The 22,999-nt window shown below is 68.5% G+C and carries 20 protein-coding genes; 9 read left to right on the top strand and 11 right to left on the bottom strand.

Annotated elements, in window-relative coordinates:
- Window positions 1–21: 21 nt before the first annotated feature.
- From BpN12_RS26105 to BpN12_RS26060, 10 genes are all read right to left on the bottom strand, one after another.
- Window positions 22–1,836: a PhoH family protein gene (locus BpN12_RS26105; protein WP_246795119.1), complete on the bottom strand. Its 1,815-nt coding sequence runs from the start codon at window positions 1,834–1,836 to the stop codon at window positions 22–24.
- 323 nt (window positions 1,837–2,159) lie between these two features.
- Complete coding sequence (locus BpN12_RS26100; RefSeq protein WP_042625223.1) at window positions 2,160–2,621, bottom strand: peroxiredoxin; 462 nt, start codon at window positions 2,619–2,621, stop codon at window positions 2,160–2,162.
- Between the two features lie 75 nt (window positions 2,622–2,696).
- Window positions 2,697–3,593: a polysaccharide deacetylase family protein gene (locus BpN12_RS26095; RefSeq protein WP_246795118.1), complete on the bottom strand. Its 897-nt coding sequence runs from the start codon at window positions 3,591–3,593 to the stop codon at window positions 2,697–2,699.
- 4 nt (window positions 3,594–3,597) lie between these two features.
- Window positions 3,598–4,653 (bottom strand): bifunctional UDP-4-keto-pentose/UDP-xylose synthase, encoded by a 1,056-nt coding sequence (locus BpN12_RS26090; RefSeq protein WP_198251920.1) that lies wholly within the window; start codon window positions 4,651–4,653, stop codon window positions 3,598–3,600.
- Window positions 4,650–5,606 carry a formyltransferase gene (locus BpN12_RS26085; RefSeq protein WP_246795117.1) on the bottom strand — a complete coding sequence of 319 codons (957 nt, stop codon included), beginning with the start codon at window positions 5,604–5,606 and terminating at the stop codon, window positions 4,650–4,652. The genes BpN12_RS26090 and BpN12_RS26085 overlap by 4 nt, the downstream gene beginning before the upstream one ends.
- Window positions 5,603–6,619, bottom strand: coding sequence for a glycosyltransferase (locus BpN12_RS26080; RefSeq protein WP_246795116.1), 1,017 nt, complete (start codon window positions 6,617–6,619; stop codon window positions 5,603–5,605). The genes BpN12_RS26085 and BpN12_RS26080 overlap by 4 nt, the downstream gene beginning before the upstream one ends.
- Before the next feature lie 6 nt (window positions 6,620–6,625).
- Window positions 6,626–7,777: a DegT/DnrJ/EryC1/StrS family aminotransferase gene (locus BpN12_RS26075; protein WP_246795115.1), complete on the bottom strand. Its 1,152-nt coding sequence runs from the start codon at window positions 7,775–7,777 to the stop codon at window positions 6,626–6,628.
- A 169-nt stretch (window positions 7,778–7,946) separates the two neighbouring features.
- Window positions 7,947–8,318 (bottom strand): EamA family transporter, encoded by a 372-nt coding sequence (locus BpN12_RS26070; protein ID WP_015875453.1) that lies wholly within the window; start codon window positions 8,316–8,318, stop codon window positions 7,947–7,949.
- Window positions 8,319–8,331: 13 nt separating this feature from the next.
- On the bottom strand, window positions 8,332–10,026 hold the full coding sequence (locus BpN12_RS26065) for a glycosyltransferase family 39 protein (RefSeq protein WP_246795114.1): 1,695 nt from the start codon (window positions 10,024–10,026) through the stop codon (window positions 8,332–8,334).
- Window positions 10,027–10,264: 238 nt separating this feature from the next.
- On the bottom strand, window positions 10,265–10,645 hold the full coding sequence (locus BpN12_RS26060; RefSeq protein WP_246795113.1) for an Mth938-like domain-containing protein: 381 nt from the start codon (window positions 10,643–10,645) through the stop codon (window positions 10,265–10,267).
- Between the two features lie 335 nt (window positions 10,646–10,980).
- Here BpN12_RS26060 and BpN12_RS26055 point away from each other — a divergent pair, with 335 nt between their 5' ends.
- The 7 genes from BpN12_RS26055 (at window position 10,981) to BpN12_RS26025 (ending at window position 18,682) form a co-directional block, all read left to right on the top strand.
- Window positions 10,981–12,219, top strand: a complete 1,239-nt coding sequence (locus BpN12_RS26055) for a pyridoxal phosphate-dependent aminotransferase (RefSeq protein WP_246795112.1) — start codon at window positions 10,981–10,983, stop codon at window positions 12,217–12,219.
- A gap of 53 nt (window positions 12,220–12,272) precedes the next feature.
- Window positions 12,273–13,598, top strand: a complete 1,326-nt coding sequence (locus BpN12_RS26050) for a homoserine dehydrogenase (protein WP_246795111.1) — start codon at window positions 12,273–12,275, stop codon at window positions 13,596–13,598.
- A gap of 7 nt (window positions 13,599–13,605) precedes the next feature.
- A complete protein-coding gene (thrC, locus tag BpN12_RS26045) occupies window positions 13,606–15,057 on the top strand; it encodes a threonine synthase (protein WP_246795110.1) in 1,452 nt (483 codons plus the stop codon).
- 274 nt (window positions 15,058–15,331) lie between these two features.
- Entirely contained in the window at window positions 15,332–16,615 is a 1,284-nt protein-coding gene (locus BpN12_RS26040; protein ID WP_246795109.1) for a molybdopterin molybdotransferase MoeA, read from the top strand.
- Between the two features lie 19 nt (window positions 16,616–16,634).
- Window positions 16,635–16,892 (top strand): molybdopterin converting factor subunit 1, encoded by a 258-nt coding sequence (gene moaD / locus BpN12_RS26035; RefSeq protein ID WP_042625213.1) that lies wholly within the window; start codon window positions 16,635–16,637, stop codon window positions 16,890–16,892.
- A gap of 9 nt (window positions 16,893–16,901) precedes the next feature.
- A complete protein-coding gene (gene moaE / locus BpN12_RS26030; protein ID WP_246795108.1) occupies window positions 16,902–17,384 on the top strand; it encodes a molybdopterin synthase catalytic subunit MoaE in 483 nt (160 codons plus the stop codon).
- Between the two features lie 89 nt (window positions 17,385–17,473).
- A complete protein-coding gene (locus BpN12_RS26025; protein ID WP_246795107.1) occupies window positions 17,474–18,682 on the top strand; it encodes a J domain-containing protein in 1,209 nt (402 codons plus the stop codon).
- Between the two features lie 34 nt (window positions 18,683–18,716).
- Here BpN12_RS26025 and BpN12_RS26020 read toward each other — a convergent pair whose 3' ends face one another.
- Window positions 18,717–19,292 carry a group III truncated hemoglobin gene (locus tag BpN12_RS26020; protein ID WP_246798013.1) on the bottom strand — a complete coding sequence of 192 codons (576 nt, stop codon included), beginning with the start codon at window positions 19,290–19,292 and terminating at the stop codon, window positions 18,717–18,719.
- Between the two features lie 172 nt (window positions 19,293–19,464).
- Between BpN12_RS26020 and BpN12_RS26015 the strand changes: the two genes are divergently transcribed.
- Together BpN12_RS26015 and clpB are read left to right on the top strand one after the other, a co-directional pair.
- Window positions 19,465–19,935 (top strand): Rrf2 family transcriptional regulator, encoded by a 471-nt coding sequence (locus BpN12_RS26015; protein ID WP_246795106.1) that lies wholly within the window; start codon window positions 19,465–19,467, stop codon window positions 19,933–19,935.
- Between the two features lie 337 nt (window positions 19,936–20,272).
- Entirely contained in the window at window positions 20,273–22,870 is a 2,598-nt protein-coding gene (gene clpB, locus BpN12_RS26010; RefSeq protein WP_246795105.1) for an ATP-dependent chaperone ClpB, read from the top strand.
- Window positions 22,871–22,999 lie beyond the last annotated feature (129 nt).

The following is a 22,999-nucleotide window of genomic DNA, read 5'->3' as shown; positions in this document are numbered from 1 at the left end:
GCGTTTCTTCCAACCGCAGCGTTACAGAATATCCGACGCGTAATCGGCCAGCCGCGAGCGCTCGCCCCGAGCCAGCGTCACGTGCCCGCTATGCCCCCAGCCCTTGAACCGGTCGACCACGTAGGTCAGGCCCGAGCTGCCCTCGGTCAGGTAAGGCGTGTCGATCTGCGCGATATTGCCGAGGCAGACGATCTTCGTGCCGGGGCCGGCGCGCGTGACGAGCGTCTTCATCTGCTTCGGCGTCAGGTTCTGCGCCTCGTCGATGATCACGTACTTGTCGACGAAGGTGCGCCCGCGCATGAAGTTCATGCTCTTGACCTTGAGCCGCGAGCGGATCAGCTCCTGGGTGGCGGCGCGCCCCCAGTCACCGGCCGCGTCGTCGGTCTTCTGCAGCACTTCGAGATTGTCGTCGAAGGCGCCCATCCACGGCTGCATCTTCTCTTCCTCGGTACCCGGCAGGAAGCCGATGTCCTCGCCGACCGGCACCGTCGCGCGCGTGACGATGATCTCGTTGTAGCGCTTGTCGTCGAGCACCTGCGCGAGGCCGGCCGCGAGCGCGACCAGCGTCTTGCCGGTGCCGGCCTGGCCGAGCAGCGTGACGAAGTCGATCTCGGGATTCATCAGCAGGTTCAGCGCGAAGTTCTGCTCGCGGTTGCGCGCCGTGATGCCCCACACGTTGTTCTTGTTGTGGCTGTAGTCGCGCAGCGTCTGCAGCAGTGCGGTCTTGCCGTTCAGCTCGCGCACGATCGCGTGGAAGGTCGGCTCGCCGTTGTGCGGCTCGAGATAGACGAACTCGTTGACGAGCATCGAGGCCACCAGCGGGCCGGTCACGCGGTAGTACGTGGTGCCCGTCTTGGTGTCCTGCCAGCTCTCCATGCCCTTGGCATGCTTGGTCCAGAAATCCTGCGGCAGCTCGCGCACGCCCGAGTACAGGAGGTCCTTGTCCTCGAGCACCTGGTCGTTGAAGTAATCTTCCGCTGGCAGGCCGAGCGCGTGCGCCTTGATGCGCATGTTGATGTCTTTCGACACCAGCACGACGAGGCGGTCGGTGCGCTCGCGCTGCAGCGCGCGCACCACGCCGAGGATCTGGTTGTCGGCCTTGCCCTGCGGCAGGCCTTCCACCGGCTCGATGTCGGTCAGCGTGGTCTGGAAGTAGAGCCGGCCGAGCGCCTCGCGGCTGCCCAGGCGCGACAGCGCGATGCCGGCCGAGATCGGGCCGGCGTCGGCCACCAGCGCGTCGAGCGTGCGGCTGACCTGGCGCGCGTTGCGCGCCACTTCCGACATGCCCTTCTTGTGGTTGTCGAGTTCCTCGAGCGTCATCATCGGCAGATAGACGTCGTGTTCCTCGAAACGGAACAGGCTGCTCGGATCGTGCATCAGCACGTTCGTGTCGAGCACGAACAGCTTCTGCAGTTCGACGGTGGGAGCCTTCTTGCGTCCGCGCGTGTTACGCGTGGCGTCGCCGGCGGCTGCGGCCGGCGCGGCGGCGGTTGCCGCGGGCGCTTCGGCGCGTGCCTCGGGCGCGGCCGGCGCGGGCGCCGGAGCCGGCACCGGCGTCAGCAGCGCGGCGGTCTGCCGGGACTTGCGCGATCGCGTGCCGGCGGTCGTCGCGGGCTCGGCCGGCGCGACCGCGTGCAGCGCGGCGGGGGCATTGGCGGCGGGAGCCATCGGGGCGGCGACGTTGGCGGGCGAGGTGTATTCGGCTACGGGCGCGGCGGCGGTGGCCGTGTCCCCATCGGTGGCGCGCTTGGTGTTGCGGCTCGGGCGCGCTTTCGCCTTGTATTCGTCGGGCGGCAGCAGGCTGCCGAGCTTGCTGGGGGGAGTAGGCAAAGGCATGGTGTCCCTCGAGAGGAATCGTGTCGCTTGGGATGCGCCGCGGTTCGCATCCTGTCACGCGCTCGCGTGCAGTTTGCGCGCGGTGGCGCACATGGGTGTCAAAACGCCGGTTCGCCTAGTTTTCGATCAGCTCCTTGACGGACGGACGCGGCACGGGCCGCGAAAGACCATGAAAAAAGCCGCTGCCCCCGAACAGGGGCAAGCGGCTCGGCTTCCTGCTGCGTACTGCGCCTCACGGGCCTAAGCGCCTCGTGCGGTGCGCCTGCGCAGCGGCGAAAAAGATGGGGCTGACGGGCATTCATTGCGGCCCAATATAACCTGCCTCAAAGCGCTTGTACAGCACCGAGCACCTCGTCGACGTGCCCCGGCACCTTGATGCCGCGCCACTCCTGACGCAGCACGCCGTCACCGTCGATCAGGAAGGTCGAACGCTCGATTCCACGCACTTCCTTGCCATACATTTTCTTCAATTTCATGACGCCGAACATCGCGCAGAGCGTTTCGTCGGGGTCCGAAACGAGCGGGAACGGCAACTCGAGCTTGGCCTTGAAATTGTCGTGCGAGCGCAGGCTGTCGCGCGACACGCCGACGATCTCGGCGCCGGCCTTCTTGAATTTCGGGTACAGATCGCGGAACTGCAGCCCTTCGGTGGTGCAGCCGGGCGTGTTGTCCTTGGGATAGAAATACAGCACGAGCTTCTTGCCGTTCAGCGAGGACAGCGTGAACTCGCCACCTGTCGCCGGCGCGGTGAAATCGGGAACTTGGCGGTCGATTTCGACGGACACGGGATTTCTCCTGTTGTTATCGGCGGCGCGGCGCTGGGGCCGTGCCGGGCATGACGGGGAACCGCGGCGAACCGCTCAGCCGGGCTGGACGATCAGTTCGCCGGAGCGACCGGGAATTTCGCCCCACGTAACAGGGTACGATGGCAGCGTGTCGAAATCCAGCGCGGCATGATAGTCGCCCATGGTCGCGAACGTGTGGCCCTGCGCGCGCCAGCCGGCGAGCAGCTGCTCGAACACCGGCGCGAGCTTCTGGCCTTCGAGCTCGGCATGCAGCGTGAACACCTGGTCGTGCGGATTGCCGTCGGTGCGCGCGAGCAGGTGCGCGGCCACGTTCGACTCGTCCACGCCGTCGATGCCGAGCACCTCGTCGAGCGTCGGCAGCGTGGTCGGCAGTTGCACGTGGCCGAGTGTGCGGCCCGCCACCACCGGCCGGTACGGCCCGTGGCCACGGCCGTCGGACGCATAGCGCATGCCCCAGGCGTCGATCTGCTCGAACGCGGCGTCGTTCATCTGCCAGCCGGCCGCGCCGTGCGTCGCGGGCGGCGCGCCGAAGATCTCGATGAAGCGCGCGTGGCTCTTGCCCATCTCGCGCGCGGTCCAGTCACGTTCGCGCGTGCGCACGTTGTCCTGCCAGTAGACGTGATCCCAGGTGTGGATGCCGCATTCGAAGCCGGCCTCGTGGATCGCGCGCATCTCGGCGGCCGCGCGGCGGCCGATGTCCGGCCCCGGCAGCAGCACGCCGTACATCAGCTGGCGGATGCCGTAGTGCTCGACCACCGAGGTGCGCGAGACCTTCTTCAGGAAGCCCGGCCGCAGCACGCGGCGCATCGCCCAGCCGGTGTGATCGGGGCCGAGGCTGAACAGGAAGGTCGCGCGCGCGGCGTGGCGATCGAAGATCCGCGCGAGGTTCGGCACGCCCTCGCGCGTGCCGCGCAGCGTGTCGACGTCGATCTTGAGGACGATGCGGGCCAACGCGTCAGCCTTGCTGCTCGACCAGCGCGCGTGCGTCGGCCACGTGGCCGCGATACGCCTCGAAGATGTTGCGCAGCGCGTCGTCGAACGTCGATTCCGGTGCCCAGCCGAGCTCCTGCATCGTGTTGTCGATCTTCGGCACGCGGTTCTGCACGTCCTGGTAGCCGTTGCCGTAGTAGGCGCCCGCGGTGGTCTCGACCAGCTGCACCTGCTTCGCCGAATCGGCGTACTCGGGGAATTCGGCGGCCAGTTCGAGCATCTTGTGCGCGAGTTCGCGCACCGAGTAGTTGTTGCTCGGGTTGCCGATGTTGTAGATCTTGCCGGTGGCCACGCCGTCGCGGTTCTCGATGATCTTCATCAGCGCGCTGATGCCGTCGTCGACATAGGTGAACGCGCGCTTCTGCGAGCCGCCGTCGACGAGGCTGATGTTCTCGCCGCGCACGATATGGCCGAGGAACTGCGTGACCACGCGCGAGCTGCCTTCCTTCGGCGTGTAGATCGAGTCGAGGCCCGGGCCGATCCAGTTGAACGGGCGGAACAGCGTGAAGTTCAGGCCTTCCATGCCGTAGCCCCAGATCACGCGGTCCATCAGCTGCTTCGAGCAGGCGTAGATCCAGCGCGGCTTGTTGATCGGGCCGTAGGTCAGCGCCGAGGCGTCCGGGTCGAACTGCTCGTCCGAGCACATGCCGTAGACCTCGGAGGTCGACGGAAATACCAGATGCTTGCCGTACTTCACGGCCGAACGCACGATCGGCAGGTTCGCCTCGAAATCGAGTTCGAACACGCGCAGCGGCTGCTGCACGTAGGTGGCGGGCGTGGCGATCGCGACCAGCGGCAGGATCACGTCGCACTTCTTGACGTGATACTCCACCCATTCCTTGTTGATCGTGATGTCGCCTTCGAAGAAGTGCATCCGCTCGTGGTTGACGAGATCGCCAAGCCGGTCGGTCTGCATGTCCATCCCGAACACTTCCCAATCGGTGGTTTCAAGAATGCGTTTGGACAGGTGATGGCCGATGAAGCCGTTCACACCCAGGATCAGGACTTTTTTTGCTTTCATGACTGGCGGGAGGAATCAATGAACTGCGCGAATTGAGCGGGAGAGACGACCGGGCCGGAATCCGGGCCGCCGTTGCGCGCTTCGCGCAACTCGAGGATGGTGACGGCGCGGCTGTCGCCGCACACGCCGAATAGCGCATTATCGCGCACCTGCAGGCCCGCGGGCAAATCCCGCGCGGCCTGCGCGGCGGCCGAGCCGGGCGCGGCCAGGCGTGCGCGCGCGATCACGAAGCGCGTGCCGGCGAGCTCGGTGAACGCGCCCGGATAGGGCGGCGCGACCGCGCGAATCAGGTTGTAGACCTCGGCGGCCGGCTTCGACCAGTCGATGCGGCCGTCCTCGGGCTTGCGCCCGCCGAAGTAGCTGCCCTGCGAAAGGTCGTTCGGCAGGTGCGCGGCCTCGCCCGCGAGCAACGCGGGCAGCACGCGCCAGAGCGTCTGCTCGGCGGCCACCGTGACCTTGTCGAACACCTGCGCGGCGGTATCGTCGGGCAGGATCGGCACCGCGGTCTGGCCGACGATCGCGCCGGCGTCGGGCTTCGCGGCCATCTCGTGCAGCGTCGCGCCGGTCTCGGTCTCGCCGTTGAGCACGGCCCAGTTGGTCGGCACCCGGCCGCGATACTTCGGCAGCAGCGAGCCGTGCAGGTTGTAGGCGCCGCGCGCGGCCAGCGCGAGCAGTGCCACCGGCAGCATGTGCCGGTAGTAGAACGAGAAGATGAAGTCGGGCCGCGCGGCCGAGACGGCCTCGCGCAGTTCGGCGCCGGCCGGATCGGCCGGCGTGATCACGGCAATCCCGTGCTCGCGCGCCACCGCGGCGACGCTGCCGAACCAGATGTTCTCGGTCGGGCTGTCCTCGTGCGTGACGACCAGCGCGACCTCCACGCCGCGCGCGAGCAGCACCTGCAGGCAGCGCACGCCGACGTTGTGATAGCCGAATACGACCGCGCGCGGTTTCATCGCGAAGCCTCCGCGGTGCCGCCGGCGGTGCCCGGCAGCGGCAGGTGGGCGCGCTCGGGGTGCTCCTCGAGCACGGTCTGGATCAGGTAGCGTGGCCGCGCGCGCACCTGCTGGTAGATTCGTCCGATGTATTCGCCGAGCAGGCCGAGCGCGAAGATGATCACGCCGAGCAGGAAGAACGTGATCGCGAACAGCGTGAACACGCCCTGGACTTCGGCGCCGACCACGAAGCGGCGGATCAGCAGCAGCAGGAACAGCGCGGCCGAGCCGATCGACAGGATCACGCCGACGAACGACAGCCACTGCAGCGGCACCACCGAAAAGCCGGTCACGAGGTCGAAGTTGAGCCGGATCAGGCTGTAGAGCGAATACTTCGATTCGCCGGCGAAGCGTTCCTCGTGCGCGACCTCGATTTCGGTCGGGTTCTGCGCGAACGTGTAGGCCAGCGCCGGGATGAAGGTGTTGACCTCGCCGCAGCGGTTGATGGTGTCGATGATCTGGCGGCTGTAGGCGCGCAGCATGCAGCCCTGGTCGGTCATCTTGATGCGCGTGATGCGCTCGCGCAGCCGGTTCATCGCGGCCGAGGCCTTGCGGCGGAACAGGCTGTCCTGGCGCTGCTTGCGGATCGTGCCGACGTAGTCGTAGCCCTCGCGCATCTTCGCGACCAGCTTGCCGATTTCCTCGGGCGGGTTCTGCAGGTCGGCGTCGAGCGTGATGACGATCTGCCCGCGCGACTGCTCGAAGCCGGCGAGGATCGCCATGTGCTGGCCGTAGTTGCCGTTGAGCAGCACCACGCGCGTGGCGTCGGGACGGACGCGGAACTGCTCGCCGAGCAGGGCGGCCGAGCGGTCGCGGCTGCCGTCGTTGATGAAGATCACTTCGTACGACGCATCGAGCGCGTCGAGCGCCGGATAGAGTCGGGCGAAGAGCGCGGCGAGCCCGTCTTCCTCGTTGTACACGGGGATGACGATCGAGACTTCCGGGTTCGTGGCGCGTGGTTCAGGGTGAGTCATTTCCGCTTATTTTCCGTATCGTTCGCAAATCTGGTTGACGGCGTCGACCACGCGCGTCACGTCGTCCCCGCTCATCTGCGTGAACAGCGGCAGCGTGACGGTCGAGGCGCCGAAGCGCTCGGCGTGCGGGAACATTCCCTCGTGGAAGCCGCGCGCGCGGTACAGCGTAAACAGATGGATCGCCGGGTAATGCACGCCCGAGCCGATCCCGCGTTCCTTCAGCTGCGCCATGAATTCCGGACGGCTCAGCGCGAGCCGCTCGAGCGGCAGCGTGATCTGGAACATGTGCCAGTTGCTGTTCGCGAAGTCGGCCATCGGCAGCCCGACGCCGAGCGCCGCCGCCGGGCCGCCGGCGAACGCCTCGAAGTAGGCGCGGGCGAGCGCGCGGCGCTGCGCCGTGAAGCGCTCGACCTTCTCGAGCTGGCCGAGGCCGACGCGGGCCGCGACATCGGTGAGATTGTACTTGCCGCCAAGCACGTCGCAGTCCATCCCGTCGAAGCCGGTGCGCGTGATGCCCTGCAGCCGGTATTTCTGTGCCAGCAGCGCTTCGTCCTCGTCGTTGAGCACCAGCGCGCCGCCCTCGATCGAGGTGACGTTCTTGTTGGCGTGGAAGCTGAACGAGACCAGATCGCCGAGCGCGCCGATCCGCTTGCCGTTCCACGACGCGCCGAACGCCTGCGCGGCATCCTCGATCACGCGCAGGCGGTGCTCGCGCGCAATCGCGTAGAGGCGGTCCATGTCGACCGGCAGGCCGCTCAGATAGACCGGGATCACGGCCTTGGTGCGCGGCGTGATCGCGCGTTCGAGCGCGTCGAGATCGAGGTTGCGCGTGGCCGGATCGATGTCGACGAACACCGGCGCGGCGCCCGTCTCGAGGATCACGTTGCTGGTGGAGACCCAGCTCGCGGGCGTGGTGATCACCTCGTCGCCGGGGCCGACCCCGGCGATGCGCAGGCCGATCTCGAGCGTCGCAGTGCCGGAATTGAAGGTACGCACCGGGCGGCCGCCGCAGTATTCGGACAGCGCGGCCTCGAAACGCTGGTTCTGCGGGCCGGTGGTGATCCAGCCCGAACGCAGCACCTCGACGACGCCCTGGATGGTTTCCTCGTCGATCTCGGGTTTGACGAACGGCAAAAACGGAACGGATGTCTGGCTCATGGCGGCTGGCTGGGTAGGTGTCGAATGGGGCGGGATCACGGCCGATCCGCCATGCGCATTAAACACTGGTTCGCGAGATTACAACGTCTCTTTTTGTTGGGGGAAGGGGGCGGCGCCGGCAATCGCGCCGCGATCCGACGCGGCGCAACGGCAGGGGCCGGCGCAGGGCTCAACTGCGCGCCAGCACCAGCACCCCGACCAGGATGATGCCGATGCCGATCAGGCGCTGCACCGACAGCACCTCGCCGAACAGGTACCAGGCGGCGAACGCGTTCACCACGTAGCCGAGCGAGAGCATCGGATAGGCGATCGAGACGTCCACGCGCGACAGCCCGACGATCCAGACCACTACGCTCAGCACGTAGCAGCCGAGCCCGCCGATGATCGGCAGCTGGGTGGCGATCTTGAAGCCGACCGGGATGATGTTGGCGCGCGTGAACTCGAAATGGCCGACGGCGTTGACGCCGGCCTTCAGCAGCAGCTGCGCGCAGGCGTTGAGCAGCACGCCGGTGACGATGCAGACGAGGGAAACGGGATTCATGGCAGCGGGGTCCTCAGGGTTGCGGCTTGGCCATCGGCTTCTCGACGATCACGCGGCGCGTGTCGCGCGCGATCACCGTCATCGGCAGGCCTTGCGCGGCCAGCGCGGCGTAGCGCTCGGGGCGCATCACCGCGAGCGCGGCCGGCTCGGCGCGCCAGCGGCGCTCCCATTCCTCGATGGTCGGCACCCACTTTTCGGGCTGCTGCGAAATGCCGAACGCGAGTTCGTCCTGATAGGCCACCAGCGTGGTGGTGTGGCCGACGTAGAACGGCAGCGTGTGGTCGAGCATCTCGACCGAGTAGAACGGCGTGTCGGGCGGCAGCTTCGCGAATGCGGCGCGCACCGCCGGCGCGAGCAGCGCGCCCGAGCTGTAGCGGCCGAACGCGTCGTGGCCGGTGCCGCCGATGGTGCCGAGCAGCAGCCAGCCGGCGCCGAACACCAGCGCGGTCGCGGCGATGCCGCCCCGGGCGCGGCGGTTCACCCACAGCGCGACCAGCGTGAGCGCGAACGCGACCGCGAGCGCCGCGTAGACCCAGTGCTGGAAGCTGACGTAGAGCGCGTTCGGGGTGCGCGTGTCGCCGAGGTGGCCGAGCGCGATCGAGCCGCCGGCGGCCGCGATCAGGAACACCAGGTAGCCGAGCAGGTGGCGGCGGTAATGCTCGCGCGCGACGAGCGGCAGGTAGGCGCCCAGCACCAGTGCGAGCGACGGCGCGACCGGCAGCACGTACGACACCAGCTTCGAGTGCGAGGCGCTGAAGAACAGGAAGATGAAGCCGCTCCAGACCAGCAGCGCCGTCATCGGCGCGAAGCCGTTCGGCTGGCGCGGCATCCGCCATGCGTGGCGCACGCTCTGCACGGCGATCGACAGCCACGGCAGGAAGCCCACCAGCAGCACGCCGACGAAGTAGTAGACCGGGCCGGGCCGGTTCTGGTCGGGCGTCAGGTAGCGGCGGAACTGCTGGACCACGAAGAAGAAGTCGAAGAACTCGGGGTTGCGCTGCTGGACCAGCACGAACCACGGCGTGGCGACCGCGAAGAAGATCGCGAGGCCGCTCACCAGGTGCAGGCGCCGCCAGAGCGCCCAGTCGCGCGCGATCAGCGTGTAGAGCACCAGCACCGCGCCGGGCAGGATCACGCCGATCAACCCCTTGGACAGCACCGCGAGCGCCATCGAGGCCCAGCACAGCCACATCCAGCCGCGCGTGGCGCGCACCGGCAGCCCCGGGCGCTGCGCCAGCAGCAACGCGCAGAGCGTGACGGCCATCCAGAACGACAGGCCCATGTCGAGCGTGTTGAAATGGCCCATCAGGTTCCAGTACGGCGAGGTGGCGAGCACCACCGCCGCGCACAGGCCGGCCAGCGGATTGAACACGCGCGCGCCGGTATAGCCGACCAGCAGCACGCCGGCGAAGCTCGCGAGCGCGGTGTAGAGCCGCGCCTGCCATTCGCCGATCCCGAACCAGGCAAACGTCAGCGCGTTCAGCCAGGTCTGCAGCGGCGGTTTTTCGAAATACTTGTAGCCGTTGTAGCGCGGCGTGATCCAGTCGCCGGTCACGAACATCTCGCGCGCCATTTCGGCGTAGCGGCCCTCGTCGCTCGGGATCAGGTGGCGCAGCCCGAGCGGGCCGAACCAGATCGCGGCGAACGCAAGCAGGATCAGGATAAATGCGGCACGGTTGAGCGGTAGCCTCGATGGCGTATCGTTCATGAGTCGGTCAGCCTGTCAGACAACGGAAATCGGAATCGGGAAAGGCGGCGCGGCCCGAAGGCCGTGCGGCAACAAGTAGCAGTCACCCGCTGGTGTGGCGGCCGCGCCGCCGGATTTGTAACGCATCGCGCGTCAACGTTCGCTTGATGACGGTTCGCTCAATGATGCTGGATCAAGGTGAATCATCGGCAACGGCACGGTTCGCGCGGATGGGCGGGCGACGGGCGATGCCGGCGGTTCAGCCGGCGCGCTCGATCAGCAGCGCCGCGGCCACCTTGCGGCCCTCGGCCATCAGGATGTTGTAGGTGCGGCAGGCGGCCTGGAAATCCATCGTCTCGACGCCGATCCGGCGCGCCGTCAGGGCGGCCGTCAGGCGCGGGTGCGGGAAGCGCAGTCTGGCGCCGCTACCGAAGATCACCACTTCCGGGGCCGGATCGAGCAGCATCGCGAAATGGTCGGGCGTGAGCGCCTCGAACGACGCGACGGGCCAGGGCGCCACGGGCGCACCCGGCAGCACGATCACGCTGTGTTCGTGGCGTGCCAGGTTGATGTCGACGTAATCGGGGCCGTAGCCGGTGACGGTGTTGAGCGCGTCGCTCGGGTCCTGATGTAGTTTCAAATCGTTGTCCGCGGTGTCGGGAAAGCCGCTCCGGCCCGGGCGCCCGGCCTGCCTGCCGGGGCGCCCCGGCGGCGGCCGCCACGGCCGGGCGGGCCCGGCCCGCGACGGGCCGGCACCGGCCGGCGGGCCGGAATGGTGCATTGCGAAAGCGGGTGAAAATCCGCTAAATTATAGCTTTTCCGCCGCCCCCGGGCGGCATTTGCGTCGCGCGTCGCCACAAGCCGCGTCCGGCCTCGCTCCCGACCGTCTCCTAGACAGCGCGCACCGACCGGCCGCTCTCCAGTTTCGACTCCCATCCTCCAGCTTCGCAGGCCTTGCCCAGGAACGTGCCCGCCGTGAAACCGATTCAGAAATCCAACAAGCTGCTCAACGTGTGCTACGACATTCGCGGCCCGGTGCTCGAGCATGCGAAGCGTCTCGAGGAAGAGGGGCACAAGATCATCAAGCTGAACATCGGCAATCTGGCGCCGTTCGGCTTCGAGGCCCCGGACGAGATCATCCAGGACATGATCCGCAACCTGCCGGCGTCCTCGGGCTACTCGGATTCGAAGGGCGTGTTCTCGGCGCGCAAGGCGGTGATGCACTACACGCAGCAAAAGGGCGTGAAGGGCGTCGAGCTCGATGACATCACCATCGGTAACGGCGCCTCGGAACTGATCGTGATGGCCACCCAGGCGCTGCTGAACGACGGCGACGAGGTGCTGCTGCCGGCGCCCGACTATCCGCTCTGGACCGCGGCCGTGAGCCTGTCGGGCGGCACGCCCGTCCACTACATCTGCGACGAGTCGAACCGCTGGATGCCGGACCCCGACGACATCCGCCGCAAGATCACGCCGAACACCAAGGCGCTCGTCGTGATCAACCCGAACAATCCCACCGGCGCGCTTTATTCTGACGAATTGCTGCGCGAGCTGATCGCGATCGCGCGCGAGCACGGCCTCGTGATCTTCGCCGACGAGGTCTACGACAAGATCCTCTACGACGGCAAGACCCACACGGCGCTCGCCTCGCTTGCCGAGGACGTGATCTCGGTCACCTTCAACAGCCTCTCGAAGAGCTACCGCTCGTGCGGCTACCGCGCCGGCTGGATGTTCGTGGCCGGCCTGACGGGCGAGAACCGGCGCCGCGCGAAGGATTACCTGGAAGGGCTCGGGATCCTCTCGTCGATGCGCCTGTGCGCCAACGTGCCGGGCCAGTTCGCGATCCAGACCGCGCTCGGCGGCTACCAGAGCATCAACGAGCTGCTGGTGCCGGGCGGGCGCCTGTACCGCCAGCGCGAGCTCGCCTACGACATGCTGACCGCGATCCCCGGCGTCACCTGCGTGAAGCCGGACGCCGCGCTCTACATGTTCCCGCGGCTCGACCCGAAGCTCTACCCGATCCAGAACGACCAGCAGTTCATTCTCGACCTGCTGCTCAAGGAGCGCGTGCTGCTGGTGCAGGGCACCGGCTTCAACTGGCCGACGCCCGACCACTTCCGGGTGGTGTTCCTGCCGAACGTCGACGACCTGGCCGATTCGATCAACCGGATCGCGCGCTTCCTCGACGGCTACCGCAAGCAGCACGCGGCCTGAGCCGCCCGCCATCGCCTTCATTTCCACTTCAAATACTCCAGACGACACGCAGCATGGAACCGATCAAAGTCGCCCTGTTGGGCTTCGGCACCGTCGGCGGCGGCACCTTCGAGGTGCTGCGCCGCAACCAGGAAGAAATCAAACGGCGCGCCGGCCGGGGCATCGTGGTCACGCGCATCGCGGTCCGCAACCCGGCGAAGGCGCAGGCCGCGCTCGGCGATCTCGCCGGCATCGATATCACCACCGATTTCCACGCGGCCGTGGACGATCCATCGATCTCGATCGTCGCCGAGATGATCGGCGGCACCGGCATCGCGCGCGAGCTGGTGCTGCGCGCGATCGCCAACGGCAAGCACGTGGTGACCGCCAACAAGGCGCTGCTCGCCGTGCATGGCAGCGAGATCTTCGCGGCCGCGCGCGAGAAGGGCGTGATGGTGGCGTTCGAGGCGGCCGTGGCGGGCGGCATCCCGATCATCAAGGCGCTGCGCGAGGGCCTCACGGCCAACCGGATCCAGTACATCGCCGGCATCATCAACGGCACCACCAACTACATCCTGTCCGAGATGCGCGAGCGCGGCCTCGATTTCGCGACGGCGCTGGCCGGCGCGCAGGCACTCGGCTACGCCGAGGCGGACCCGACCTTCGACATCGAGGGCGTGGACGCCGCGCACAAGGCGACCATCATGAGCGCGATCGCGTTCGGCGTGCCGGTGCAGTTCGAGCGCGCCTACGTGGAGGGCATCAGCAAGCTGGCCGCCACCGACATCCGCTACGCCGAGGAACTCGGCTATCGCATCAAGCTGCTCGGCATCACGCGCCGCGCCGAGGCCGGCATCGAGCTGCGGGTCCACCCGACGCTGGTGCCCGAGAAGCGCCTGCTCGCCAACGTCGAGGGCGCGATGAACGCGGTGGTGGTGCACGGCGACGCGGTCGGCACCACGCTCTACTACGGCAAGGGCGCGGGCGCCGAGCCCACCGCCTCGGCCGTGGTCGCCGACCTGGTGGACGTCACGCGCCTGCACACGGCCGATCCCGAGCATCGCGTGCCGCATCTGGCGTTCCAGCCGGAAAGCCTGTCGAACACGCCGATCCTGCCGATCGAGGACGTCACGAGCGGCTATTACCTGCGCCTGCGCGTGGCCGACGAAACCGGCGTGCTGGCCGACATCACGCGCATCCTCGCCGATTCGGGCATCTCGATCGACGCGCTGCTGCAGAAGGAGTCGGACCAGATCGACTGCGGCGCCGACGAAACCGACATCATCCTGATCACGCACGTGACGGTCGAGCGCAACGTGAACGCCGCGATCGCGCGTATCGAAGCGCTCTCCACGGTGCGCTCGCAGGTCACGAAGCTGCGCATGGAAGCGCTCAACTGAGGACGACATGAATTACATTTCGACGCGCGGCGCCGGCATCGGCGAGCGCCACACGTTTTCGGACATCCTGCTCGGCGGCCTCGCGAAGGACGGCGGGCTCTACCTGCCCGCCGCGTACCCGCGCGTGAGCGATGACGAGCTGGCGCGCTGGCGCGCGCTGCCGTATGCCGATCTCGCCTTCGAGGTGCTCTCGAAGTTCAGCGACGACATCCCCGCCGACGAGCTGCGCGCGCTCACGCGCCGTACCTATCGCGCCGAGGTCTACGCCAACACGCGGCACGGCGAGAACGCGGCCGACATCACGCCGCTCAAGCCGCTCGGCACCGAGGGCGGCGCGCCGGTCTCGCTGCTCGAACTGTCCAACGGGCCGACGCTCGCGTTCAAGGACATGGCGATGCAGCTGCTCGGCAACCTGTTCGAGGCCACGCTCGCCAGGCATGGCGAGACGCTGAACATCCTCGGCGCGACTTCGGGCGACACCGGCAGCGCGGCCGAATACGCGATGCGCGGCAAGGTCGGCGTGCGCGTGTTCATGCTCTCGCCGCACGGCAAGATGAGCGCGTTCCAGCGCGCGCAGATGTACAGCCTGCAGGATCCGAACATCTTCAACCTCGCCGTCGAGGGCGTGTTCGACGACGCGCAGGACATCGTCAAGGCGGTCTCGAACGATCACGCGTTCAAGGCACGGCACAAGATCGGCACCGTCAACTCGATCAACTGGGCGCGCGTGGTCGCGCAGGTCGTCTACTACTTCAAGGGTTACTTCGCGGCCACCACGAGCAACGACCAGCGCGTCTCGTTCACGGTGCCGTCCGGCAACTTCGGCAACGTCTGCGCCGGCCACATCGCGCGCATGATGGGCCTGCCGATCGAGAAGCTGGTGGTGGCGACCAACGAGAACGACGTGCTCGACGAGTTCTTCCGCACCGGCCGCTACCGCGTGCGCGGCGCCGCGCAGACGTACCACACGAGCAGCCCGAGCATGGACATCTCGAAGGCGTCGAACTTCGAGCGCTTCGTGTTCGACCTGCTCGGCCGCGATCCGGCGCGCGTGCTGCAGCTGTTCCGCGACGTCGAGGAGAAGGGTGGCTTCGACCTGGCGGCGAGCGGCGATTTCGCGCGCGTGGCCGAGTTCGGCTTCGTGTCGGGGCGCAGCACGCACGACGACCGCCTCGCGACGATCCGCGACGTCTACCAGCGTTACGCGACGATGATCGACACGCACACGGCCGACGGCGTGAAGGTCGCGCGCGAACACCTGCAGCCGGGCGTGCCGATGGTCGTGCTCGAGACGGCGCAGCCGATCAAGTTCGGCGAGACGATCCGCGAGGCGCTCGGCCGCGAGGCGGAGCGGCCGGCCGCGTTCGAGGGCATCGAGGCGCTGCCGCAGCGCTTCGAGGTCGTGAAGGCCGACGTGCAGCAGGTGAAGGACTTCATCGTCGCGCATACGGGCGACTGAGTCCGCGGGGGCGGCGGGCGGGGCAGGCGATCCGGTCCGCGGCGCCCGCTGCTCACCGCGCCGGATCACGGCCGCGACGGGGGGATGTGCCGTCGCGGCCGTGTCGTTTCCGGGCCGCGCGAGCCGAATGAACCGCGCATGCATGGCGCGCCATGCCGGCAAGCCTCCCGCGAGCGAGCGGGCGCATGCCGCCGCGCCCGGCAGCGGATCGCCCGTGTCCGCGGTCCGCTCGCTACAATAGCGGTTTCGCCGCTCTGCCCACGCTCCTACCGAGATGTCCACCCCCGCTCCCCAGGCGCCGCGCGCGCCGATGCTGTCGACCGCCGAGGCGCTTGCCGCGCTGCTCGGCGCCGCCGTGCCGCTCGCGGACACCGAAACCGTGCCGACGCTCGACGCGCTCGGCCGGGTGCTGGCCGCCGACGTGGTGTCGCCGCTCGACGTGCCGCCGATGGCGATCAGCGCGATGGACGGCTACGCGGTGCGCGTCGCCGACCTGACCCAGGGCGAGCGCCGGCTGCCCGTCTCGCAGCGGATTCCCGCCGGTCACGCGGCCGAGCCGCTGGCGGCCGGCACCGCGGCGCGCATCTTCACCGGCGCGACGGTGCCGCCCGGCGCCGACGCCGTGGTGATGCAGGAGCAGGCTGCGGCCGCGGGCGAGGCGGTCGACATCCTGCACACGCCGAAGGCCGGCGAATGGATCACGGCGCAAGGTGCCGATATCCGGCGCGGCACGGTGATCCTGCCGGCCGGTACGCGGCTCGCGCCGCAGGCGCTCGGCCTGGCCGCCTCGGTGGGCAGCGCGCATCTGACGGTGCGGCGCCGCGTGAAGGTGGCGGTGTTCTTCACCGGCGACGAACTGACGATGCCGGGCGAGCCGCTCGCGCCGGGCGCGATCTACAACTCGAACCGCTTCACGCTGCGCGGCCTGCTCGAACGCTTCGGCTGCGACGTGACCGATTTCGGCATCGTGCCCGATTCGCTCGACGCGACGCGCGCCACGCTGCGCGAGGCCGCGCGCGATCACGACCTGATCGTGACGAGCGGCGGCGTGTCGGTGGGCGACGAGGATCACGTGAAGCCGGCCGTCGAGGCCGAGGGGCGACTCACGCTCTGGCAGATCGCGATGAAGCCGGGCAAGCCGCTGGCCCACGGCGCCGTGCGGCGCGCGGCGCGGGACGGCGCCCACGGCGCCGTGAACCAGGGCGAGGGCGCCGGCGAGGCGCAGTTCATCGGCCTGCCGGGCAACCCGGTGTCGAGCTTCGTCACGTTCCTGCTGTTCGTGCGGCCGTTCCTGCTGCATCTGGCGGGCGCCACCCAGGTTGCGCCGCGCGCGCTGTCGCTGCGCGCCGATTTCACGCTCGCCAAGGGCGACCGGCGCAACGAATTCCTGCGCGCGCGCGTGAACGAGGCGGGCGGCCTCGAGCTCTATCCGAACCAGAGTTCCGCGGTGCTGACCTCGACCGTCTGGGGCGACGGGCTGATCGACAATCCGCCGAACCAGTCGATCAGCGCCGGCGAGACGGTCCGTTTCCTTCCCTTTTCCGAATTGCTCGGCTGAGGCCGGGCACGCAAGACCGATGAAGATCGAACTGAAATTCTTTGCGAGCGTGCGCGAGGCGCTCGGCGTGGCGAACGAATCCGTGACGGTGCCGGACGGCATCGCGACCGTGGGCGACGTGCGCGCCTGGCTGCGCGCGCGCGGCGGCGCCTGGGCCGAGACGCTGGCCGACGGCCGCGCGCTGCGGATGGCCTGCAACCACGTGATGACCGACGCCGACACGCGCCTCACCGACGGCTGCGAAGTCGCGTTTTTCCCGCCCGTGACGGGCGGCTGAGGAGCCGCGATGGCCACGATCCGGGTGCAGACCGACGATTTCGAGGTGAGCGCGGAGCTGGCCGCGCTGCGCGCGCGCAATCCGCGCATCGGCGCGGTGGCGTGCTTCGTCGGCACGGTGCGCGACCTCAACGAAGGCGACACGGTCGCCGCGCTCGAACTCGAGCATTATCCGGGCATGACCGAGAAGGCGCTCGAGGCGATCGCGGCCGACGCGATCGCGCGCTGGCCCGGCATCGACGTCGCGATCGTGCATCGCGTCGGCCGGCTGCTGCCGCTCGACCAGATCGTGTTCGTGGCGACGGTGTCCGCCCATCGCGGCGAGGCGTTCGCGTCCTGCGAGTTCGTGATGGACTACCTGAAGACCCAGGCGCCGTTCTGGAAGAAGGAAACCACGCCGGCCGGCGAGCGCTGGGTCGATGCGCGCAGCAGCGACGACGCCGCGCTCGCGCGCTGGGGCCTCGCCTCCGGCAACGCGCGCGACGAGGGCTGAGCGGCGCGCTGCGCCGCTTCGCTTCATCTCCGCCTGGCCGTTCAGCCGTTCCGCCGCCCCGACATCCCGCAGCCACCGCGTTTTCACCCATGACCGATTCCTTTTCCGGCGCCATCCGGCTGGTTCCGTCGCCCGGCGCCGCCGGGCTGTCTGCCTCGCAACGCACCTTCAACGCGCTGACCAGGCAGGTGGCCGCGCGGCGCGAGCGGCTGCGCGCGTGGGAGGCCGTCTGGCCGGCGTTCCAGCAGCGCTACGTCGACGAATGGGTGCCGCTCGCTCGCGCGGCGACCGGACACGAGGCCGAACTGGTGCGTCGGCTCGACGTCGCGTTCGACATGAAGGGGCTGACGAAGGCCGAACGCGCGCTGGTGTCGGAGCTGGTCGTGGCGTTCGCGCGCCCGCTGCTCGGCGGCGACGCGGCCGGCGGCCTGCGCGAGATCCATGCGCGCCATCACCGGTCGGCGCACGGTGGCGAGGCGGCCGGCGAGGCGAAGCCGCGCGCACGTGACCGCAAGCGCGCCGGGCCGGCCGGCGGCGCGGCCGATGACGAAGCGCGGCAGCGTCCCGAGGCACCGGACGAGGCGTCGGATGAAGAATCGGACGAAGCGATGATGCGCCGCATCCAGGCGGAACTCGACGCGCAGGAAGCGCGCGCGGCGGCCGATGCAGAAGCCCGCGAGTCGGGGCGCAGCGAGCGCCAGCGTGCGTCGAAGCGCAAGGCGGCCGAGGCGGCCGAGGCGGCGGACGAGTCCAGCGCGCAGGACACGCAGGAGAACCCCGACGAAGCCGAGCGCGCCGCCGCCGAGGCCGTCCCCGAGCTGCCGCCGGTGCAGGTCAGCCGCTCGCTGCGCGAGTTGTACCGGCGCCTCGCCAGCGCGCTGCATCCCGACCGCGAGCCCGATCCCGACGAGCGCGCGCGCAAGACCGACCTGATGCAGCGGCTCAATCGCGCTTATGACAAGCAGGATCTGCTGCAGCTGCTGGAACTCGAACGCGACCTGAACCGGGCCGATACGGACCGGCTCGCCGGCGCCGGCGACGAGCTGTTGCAGCATTACAACGGCATCCTGAAGGCCCAGCTCGGCGCGCTCGACCGCGAGCTGCATCGCGTCGAGGCCGACTTTCGTCATGGCTACGGGATCGGCGCGTCGGCCGTGCTGGCGCCGGATACGGCGCTGCGCACGCTGGCCGGCGACATCGCCGCGCTGCGGCGGGCGGTGGCGGAACTCGAACGCGATCTGCTGGCGTTTCGCGACATCGGCTCGCTGAAGGACTGGCTGCGCGGGTTCGAGGCCTGAGCGCGCGCCACGCGGGCGGCGGCGCCGGGCGCCCTTACGCGTCGTCGTCGTTGACGCCGCGACCGATGATCTTCGCCGGGAACGGCTCGCCGCGCGGGCGCACCGGATGCGTGTCGTCGCCGACGCGCGGGCGTTTCGGCGCGATCGCGTCGAGCAGCGCCTGCTGCTCGTCCGGAATCCGGTAGTCCCAGCCGAAATGGCTCAGTTGCAGGCTCTGCGCGATCCGCAGCGCCGGCTCCATGAAGCGCACCGCTGCGGCCGGTTCGTAGCGCGCCGCCACGGTCTGCAGGAACAGCGTCAGCCAGCGGCTGAAGTGGGCTGGCTCGAGACCGTCGAGCGGCTGGTGCCTGGCCTGCACGTTGCCGCGATAGTCCTTGGTGCCGAGCACGAGGCTCGACCAGAACGTCACCATCTTTGGCAGGTGCTGGTCCCAGCGGCCGTCCAGCTTCGCGCCGAACACGGGGCCGAGCAGCGGGTCGGCGCGCACGCGGTCGTAGAACGCGTCCACGAGCGCGGCGATGTTCTCGACGGTCGGTTCGGCGGCGCGCGGCGCCGCATCGGGTCGCGTATTCGGGGCCGGAGCGCTGGCCGGCGTGGCAGAAGTCGTCATCATCTAAAAGGTGTGTCGGCCGACCACATCGGCGATTTTGTCGCACAATGTCGCAGGGCCATCCACTAATAAAGTGCTTCCGGGACGCATATTATCCGCGATCCTGATCGGCAAGGTCTCGCGTGCGGGGCGCGCGGGCCTGCCGGGGCATTCCAACGATACGATTTCGCTCATGAGACTGACCGATTACACCGACTATTCGCTGCGCGTGATGCTGTTTCTGGCGGTGCGCGGCGAGGGTTTGTCGACGATCCAGGAGATTTCGGACGCCTACGGCATCTCCAAGAATCACCTGATGAAGGTCGTGCAGCGGCTCGGCGAGCTGGGCTGGGTGGAGACGGTGCGCGGACGCAACGGCGGGCTGCGGATGAACCCGGCTTCGGCGTCGCTGACGGTCGGCGAGGTGGTGCGGGCGAGCGAGAGCGACTTCGCGCTGGTCGGCTGTTTCGGCGGCGAGGGCGAGGCGATCGCGCACCGCCCCTGCGTGATCGAGCCGCACTGCCGGCTGAAGGGCGTGCTGGCCGCCGCGCGCGACGCGTTTTTCGCCGAACTCGACCGCCACACGATCGCCGACCTGTCGCGGCAGGGCGCGCAGCTTGCTACCGCGCTCGGCATCGTGCCGATCGTGATCGAGCCGGTCTGAGCGGCGCGAGCCGCCGCGATCGCCGCTGCCGCCGCCGATCGCACCCTCGTCATTCCCGCCACCGCGAACCTGCCGCGAAACGCTCCGGGCGTCGCATCCGCACCCGCCGCCGCGCTCCTCTCGCCGGCGCTTTCTCCCCGCCGCCGGGCAACCGGCCCGCACGCCGCCCGCGCCCTGTCCACCGCCTGTTGCTGCTGCCGCGCGCCTCGCCGATCATGCTTCGCGAAGCCCCGCCACCCGCGCCGGCCGGAGCGCGGCACACATCTTGCCTTGGGACCGCTTGAAAGCCGGATAACCATCCTCATGTTGGTGCTATTCGAAAATTGGAGGTCTCTTCATGAGAATCGACAAGCTCACCACCAAGTTCCAGGAAGCCCTCGCCGACGCGCAGAGCCTCGCCGTGGGCCGTGACAATCAATACATCGAACCGGTTCACGTGCTGGCCGCGCTGATCGGCCAGCAGGACGGCTCGGCGCGCTCGCTGATGTCGCGCACGGGCGTCCACGTGCAGGCGCTGCAGGGCGCGCTGAACGAGGCGATCTCGCGGCTGCCGCAGGTGACCGGCACGGGTGGCGACATCCAGATCGGCCGCGAACTGGCCGGCCTGCTGAACCAGGCCGACAAGGAAGCGCAGAAGCTCAACGACAGCTTCATCGCGAGCGAGATGTTCCTGCTCGCGGTGTCCGACGACCGCGGCGACGCGGGCAAGCTCGCGCGCCAGCACGGCCTCACGCGCAAGTCGCTCGAAGCGGCGATCGCGGCCGTGCGCGGCGGCTCGCAGGTGCATAGCGCCGACGCCGAAAGCCAGCGCGAGGCGCTCAAGAAGTACACGGTCGACCTGACCGAGCGCGCGCGTTCCGGCAAGCTCGATCCGGTGATCGGCCGCGACGACGAGATCCGCCGCTCGATCCAGATCCTGCAGCGCCGCACCAAGAACAACCCGGTGCTGATCGGCGAGCCGGGCGTGGGCAAGACCGCGATCGTCGAGGGGCTCGCGCAGCGCATCGTCAACGGCGAGGTGCCCGAGACGCTGAAGAACAAGCGCGTGCTGTCGCTCGACATGGCCGCGCTGCTGGCCGGCGCGAAGTATCGCGGCGAGTTCGAGGAACGCCTGAAGGCCGTGCTCAGCGACGTCGCGAAGGACGAAGGCCGCACCATCGTGTTCATCGACGAGATCCACACGATGGTCGGCGCGGGCAAGGCCGAGGGCGCGATGGACGCCGGCAACATGCTCAAGCCCGCGCTGTCGCGCGGCGAGCTGCACTGCATCGGCGCGACCACGCTCGACGAGTACCGCAAGTACATCGAGAAGGATGCCGCGCTCGAGCGCCGCTTCCAGAAGGTGATCGTCGACGAGCCGAGCGTCGAGGCCACCATCGCGATCCTGCGCGGCCTGCAGGAGAAATACGAGCTGCACCACGGCGTGGACATCACCGACCCGGCGATCGTCGCGGCCGCCGAGCTCTCGCACCGCTACATCACCGACCGCTTCCTGCCCGACAAGGCGATCGACCTGATCGACGAGGCCGCTTCGAAGATCAAGATGGAGATCGATTCGAAGCCCGAATCGATGGACCGGCTCGACCGGCGCCTGATCCAGCTGAAGATCGAGCGCGAGGCCGTGAAGAAGGAGCAGGACGAGGCATCGCAGAAGCGTCTGCAGCTGATCGAGGAAGAAATCGAGCGGCTCGGCCGCGAGTACGCGGACCTGGAAGAGATCTGGACCGCCGAGAAGGCCGCCGTGCAGGGCAGCGCGCAGCTGAAGGAAGACATCGACAGGGTGCGCGCCGACATCGCGCGCCTGCAGCGCGAAGGCAAGCTCGAGAAGGTGGCCGAGCTGCAATACGGCAAGCTGCCGCAACTCGAGGCGCAGCTGAAGCAGGTCACGCAGGCCGAGGAGCAGAAGGAGCTGAGCCCGTCGCGGCCGCGCCTCCTGCGCACCCAGGTGGGCGCCGAGGAGATCGCGGAAGTGGTGTCGCGCGCGACCGGCATCCCGGTGTCGCGGATGATGCAGGGCGAGCGCGAGAAGCTGCTGCACATCGAGGAGAAGCTGCACGAGCGCGTGATCGGCCAGGAAGAGGCGATCGACGCGGTGGCCGACGCGATCCGCCGCTCGCGCGCGGGGCTGTCCGATCCGAACCGTCCTTACGGCTCGTTCCTGTTCCTCGGCCCGACGGGCGTGGGCAAGACCGAGGTCTGCAAGGCGCTGGCCGGGTTCCTGTTCGATTCGGAGGACCACCTGATCCGCATCGACATGAGCGAGTTCATGGAGAAGCACAGCGTGGCGCGGCTGATCGGCGCGCCGCCGGGCTATGTCGGCTACGAGGAAGGCGGCTACCTGACCGAGGCCGTGCGTCGCAAGCCGTACAGCGTGATCCTGCTCGACGAGGTCGAGAAGGCGCACCCGGACGTGTTCAACGTGCTGCTGCAGGTGCTCGACGACGGCCGCATGACGGACGGGCAGGGCCGCACGGTCGACTTCAAGAACACCGTGATCGTGATGACCTCGAACCTCGGTTCGCAGGTGATCCAGTCGATGGCCGGTTCGCCGCAGGAGGCGGTGAAGGATGCCGTGTGGGAAGAGGTCAAGCTGCACTTCCGGCCCGAGTTCCTGAACCGGATCGACGACGTCGTGGTGTTCCATGCGCTCGACCGCGCCAACATCCAGGCGATCGCGAAGATCCAGCTCGCGCGCCTGCATGACCGGCTCGCCAAGCTCGACATGCAGCTCGACGTGTCCGACGCGGCGCTCGACCAGATCGGCAAGGTCGGCTACGACCCGCTGTTCGGCGCGCGGCCGCTGAAGCGCGCGATCCAGCAGGAGATCGAGAATCCGGTCGCGAAGCTGATCCTTGCCGGACGCTTCGGGCCGAAGGACGTGATCCCGGTGGACGTGCAGGACGGCAAGTTCGTGTTCGATCGCGTCGTCCACTGAATCCGGCCTCGGCGCGCGGTTGCCGTGCCAATGAAAAACCCCGCCTTGGCGGTAATGCCGTTCAGTTAAGCAACTGAACGGCATTTTTGTTTTGGGGAAGGAGTGGTTGTAAACGCTGCGCTGAAGTGT

The sequence above is a fragment of the Burkholderia perseverans genome (assembly GCF_022870505.1).
Taxonomy (GTDB): Bacteria; Pseudomonadota; Gammaproteobacteria; order Burkholderiales; family Burkholderiaceae; genus Burkholderia; species Burkholderia plantarii.
This window is presented reverse-complemented; position numbering and strand designations above follow the sequence as displayed.

Excerpts from the sequence above, each read along its gene's own strand:
- BpN12_RS26080 (WP_246795116.1), bottom strand. The coding sequence starts at position 6,619 with ATGACTCACCCTGAACCACGCGCCACGAACCCGGAAGTCTCGATCGTC.
- thrC (WP_246795110.1), top strand. The coding sequence starts at position 13,606 with ATGAATTACATTTCGACGCGCGGCGCCGGCATCGGCGAGCGCCACACG.
- moaE (WP_246795108.1), top strand. The coding sequence starts at position 16,902 with ATGGCCACGATCCGGGTGCAGACCGACGATTTCGAGGTGAGCGCGGAG.
- BpN12_RS26075 (WP_246795115.1), bottom strand. The coding sequence starts at position 7,777 with ATGAGCCAGACATCCGTTCCGTTTTTGCCGTTCGTCAAACCCGAGATC.
- BpN12_RS26050 (WP_246795111.1), top strand. The coding sequence starts at position 12,273 with ATGGAACCGATCAAAGTCGCCCTGTTGGGCTTCGGCACCGTCGGCGGC.
- moaD (WP_042625213.1), top strand. The coding sequence starts at position 16,635 with ATGAAGATCGAACTGAAATTCTTTGCGAGCGTGCGCGAGGCGCTCGGC.
- BpN12_RS26105 (WP_246795119.1), bottom strand. The coding sequence starts at position 1,836 with ATGCCTTTGCCTACTCCCCCCAGCAAGCTCGGCAGCCTGCTGCCGCCC.
- BpN12_RS26070 (WP_015875453.1), bottom strand. The coding sequence starts at position 8,318 with ATGAATCCCGTTTCCCTCGTCTGCATCGTCACCGGCGTGCTGCTCAAC.
- BpN12_RS26020 (WP_246798013.1), bottom strand. The coding sequence starts at position 19,292 with ATGACGACTTCTGCCACGCCGGCCAGCGCTCCGGCCCCGAATACGCGA.
- clpB (WP_246795105.1), top strand. The coding sequence starts at position 20,273 with ATGAGAATCGACAAGCTCACCACCAAGTTCCAGGAAGCCCTCGCCGAC.
- BpN12_RS26085 (WP_246795117.1), bottom strand. The coding sequence starts at position 5,606 with ATGAAACCGCGCGCGGTCGTATTCGGCTATCACAACGTCGGCGTGCGC.
- BpN12_RS26025 (WP_246795107.1), top strand. The coding sequence starts at position 17,474 with ATGACCGATTCCTTTTCCGGCGCCATCCGGCTGGTTCCGTCGCCCGGC.
- BpN12_RS26015 (WP_246795106.1), top strand. The coding sequence starts at position 19,465 with ATGAGACTGACCGATTACACCGACTATTCGCTGCGCGTGATGCTGTTT.
- BpN12_RS26090 (WP_198251920.1), bottom strand. The coding sequence starts at position 4,653 with ATGAAAGCAAAAAAAGTCCTGATCCTGGGTGTGAACGGCTTCATCGGC.
- BpN12_RS26065 (WP_246795114.1), bottom strand. The coding sequence starts at position 10,026 with ATGAACGATACGCCATCGAGGCTACCGCTCAACCGTGCCGCATTTATC.
- BpN12_RS26040 (WP_246795109.1), top strand. The coding sequence starts at position 15,332 with ATGTCCACCCCCGCTCCCCAGGCGCCGCGCGCGCCGATGCTGTCGACC.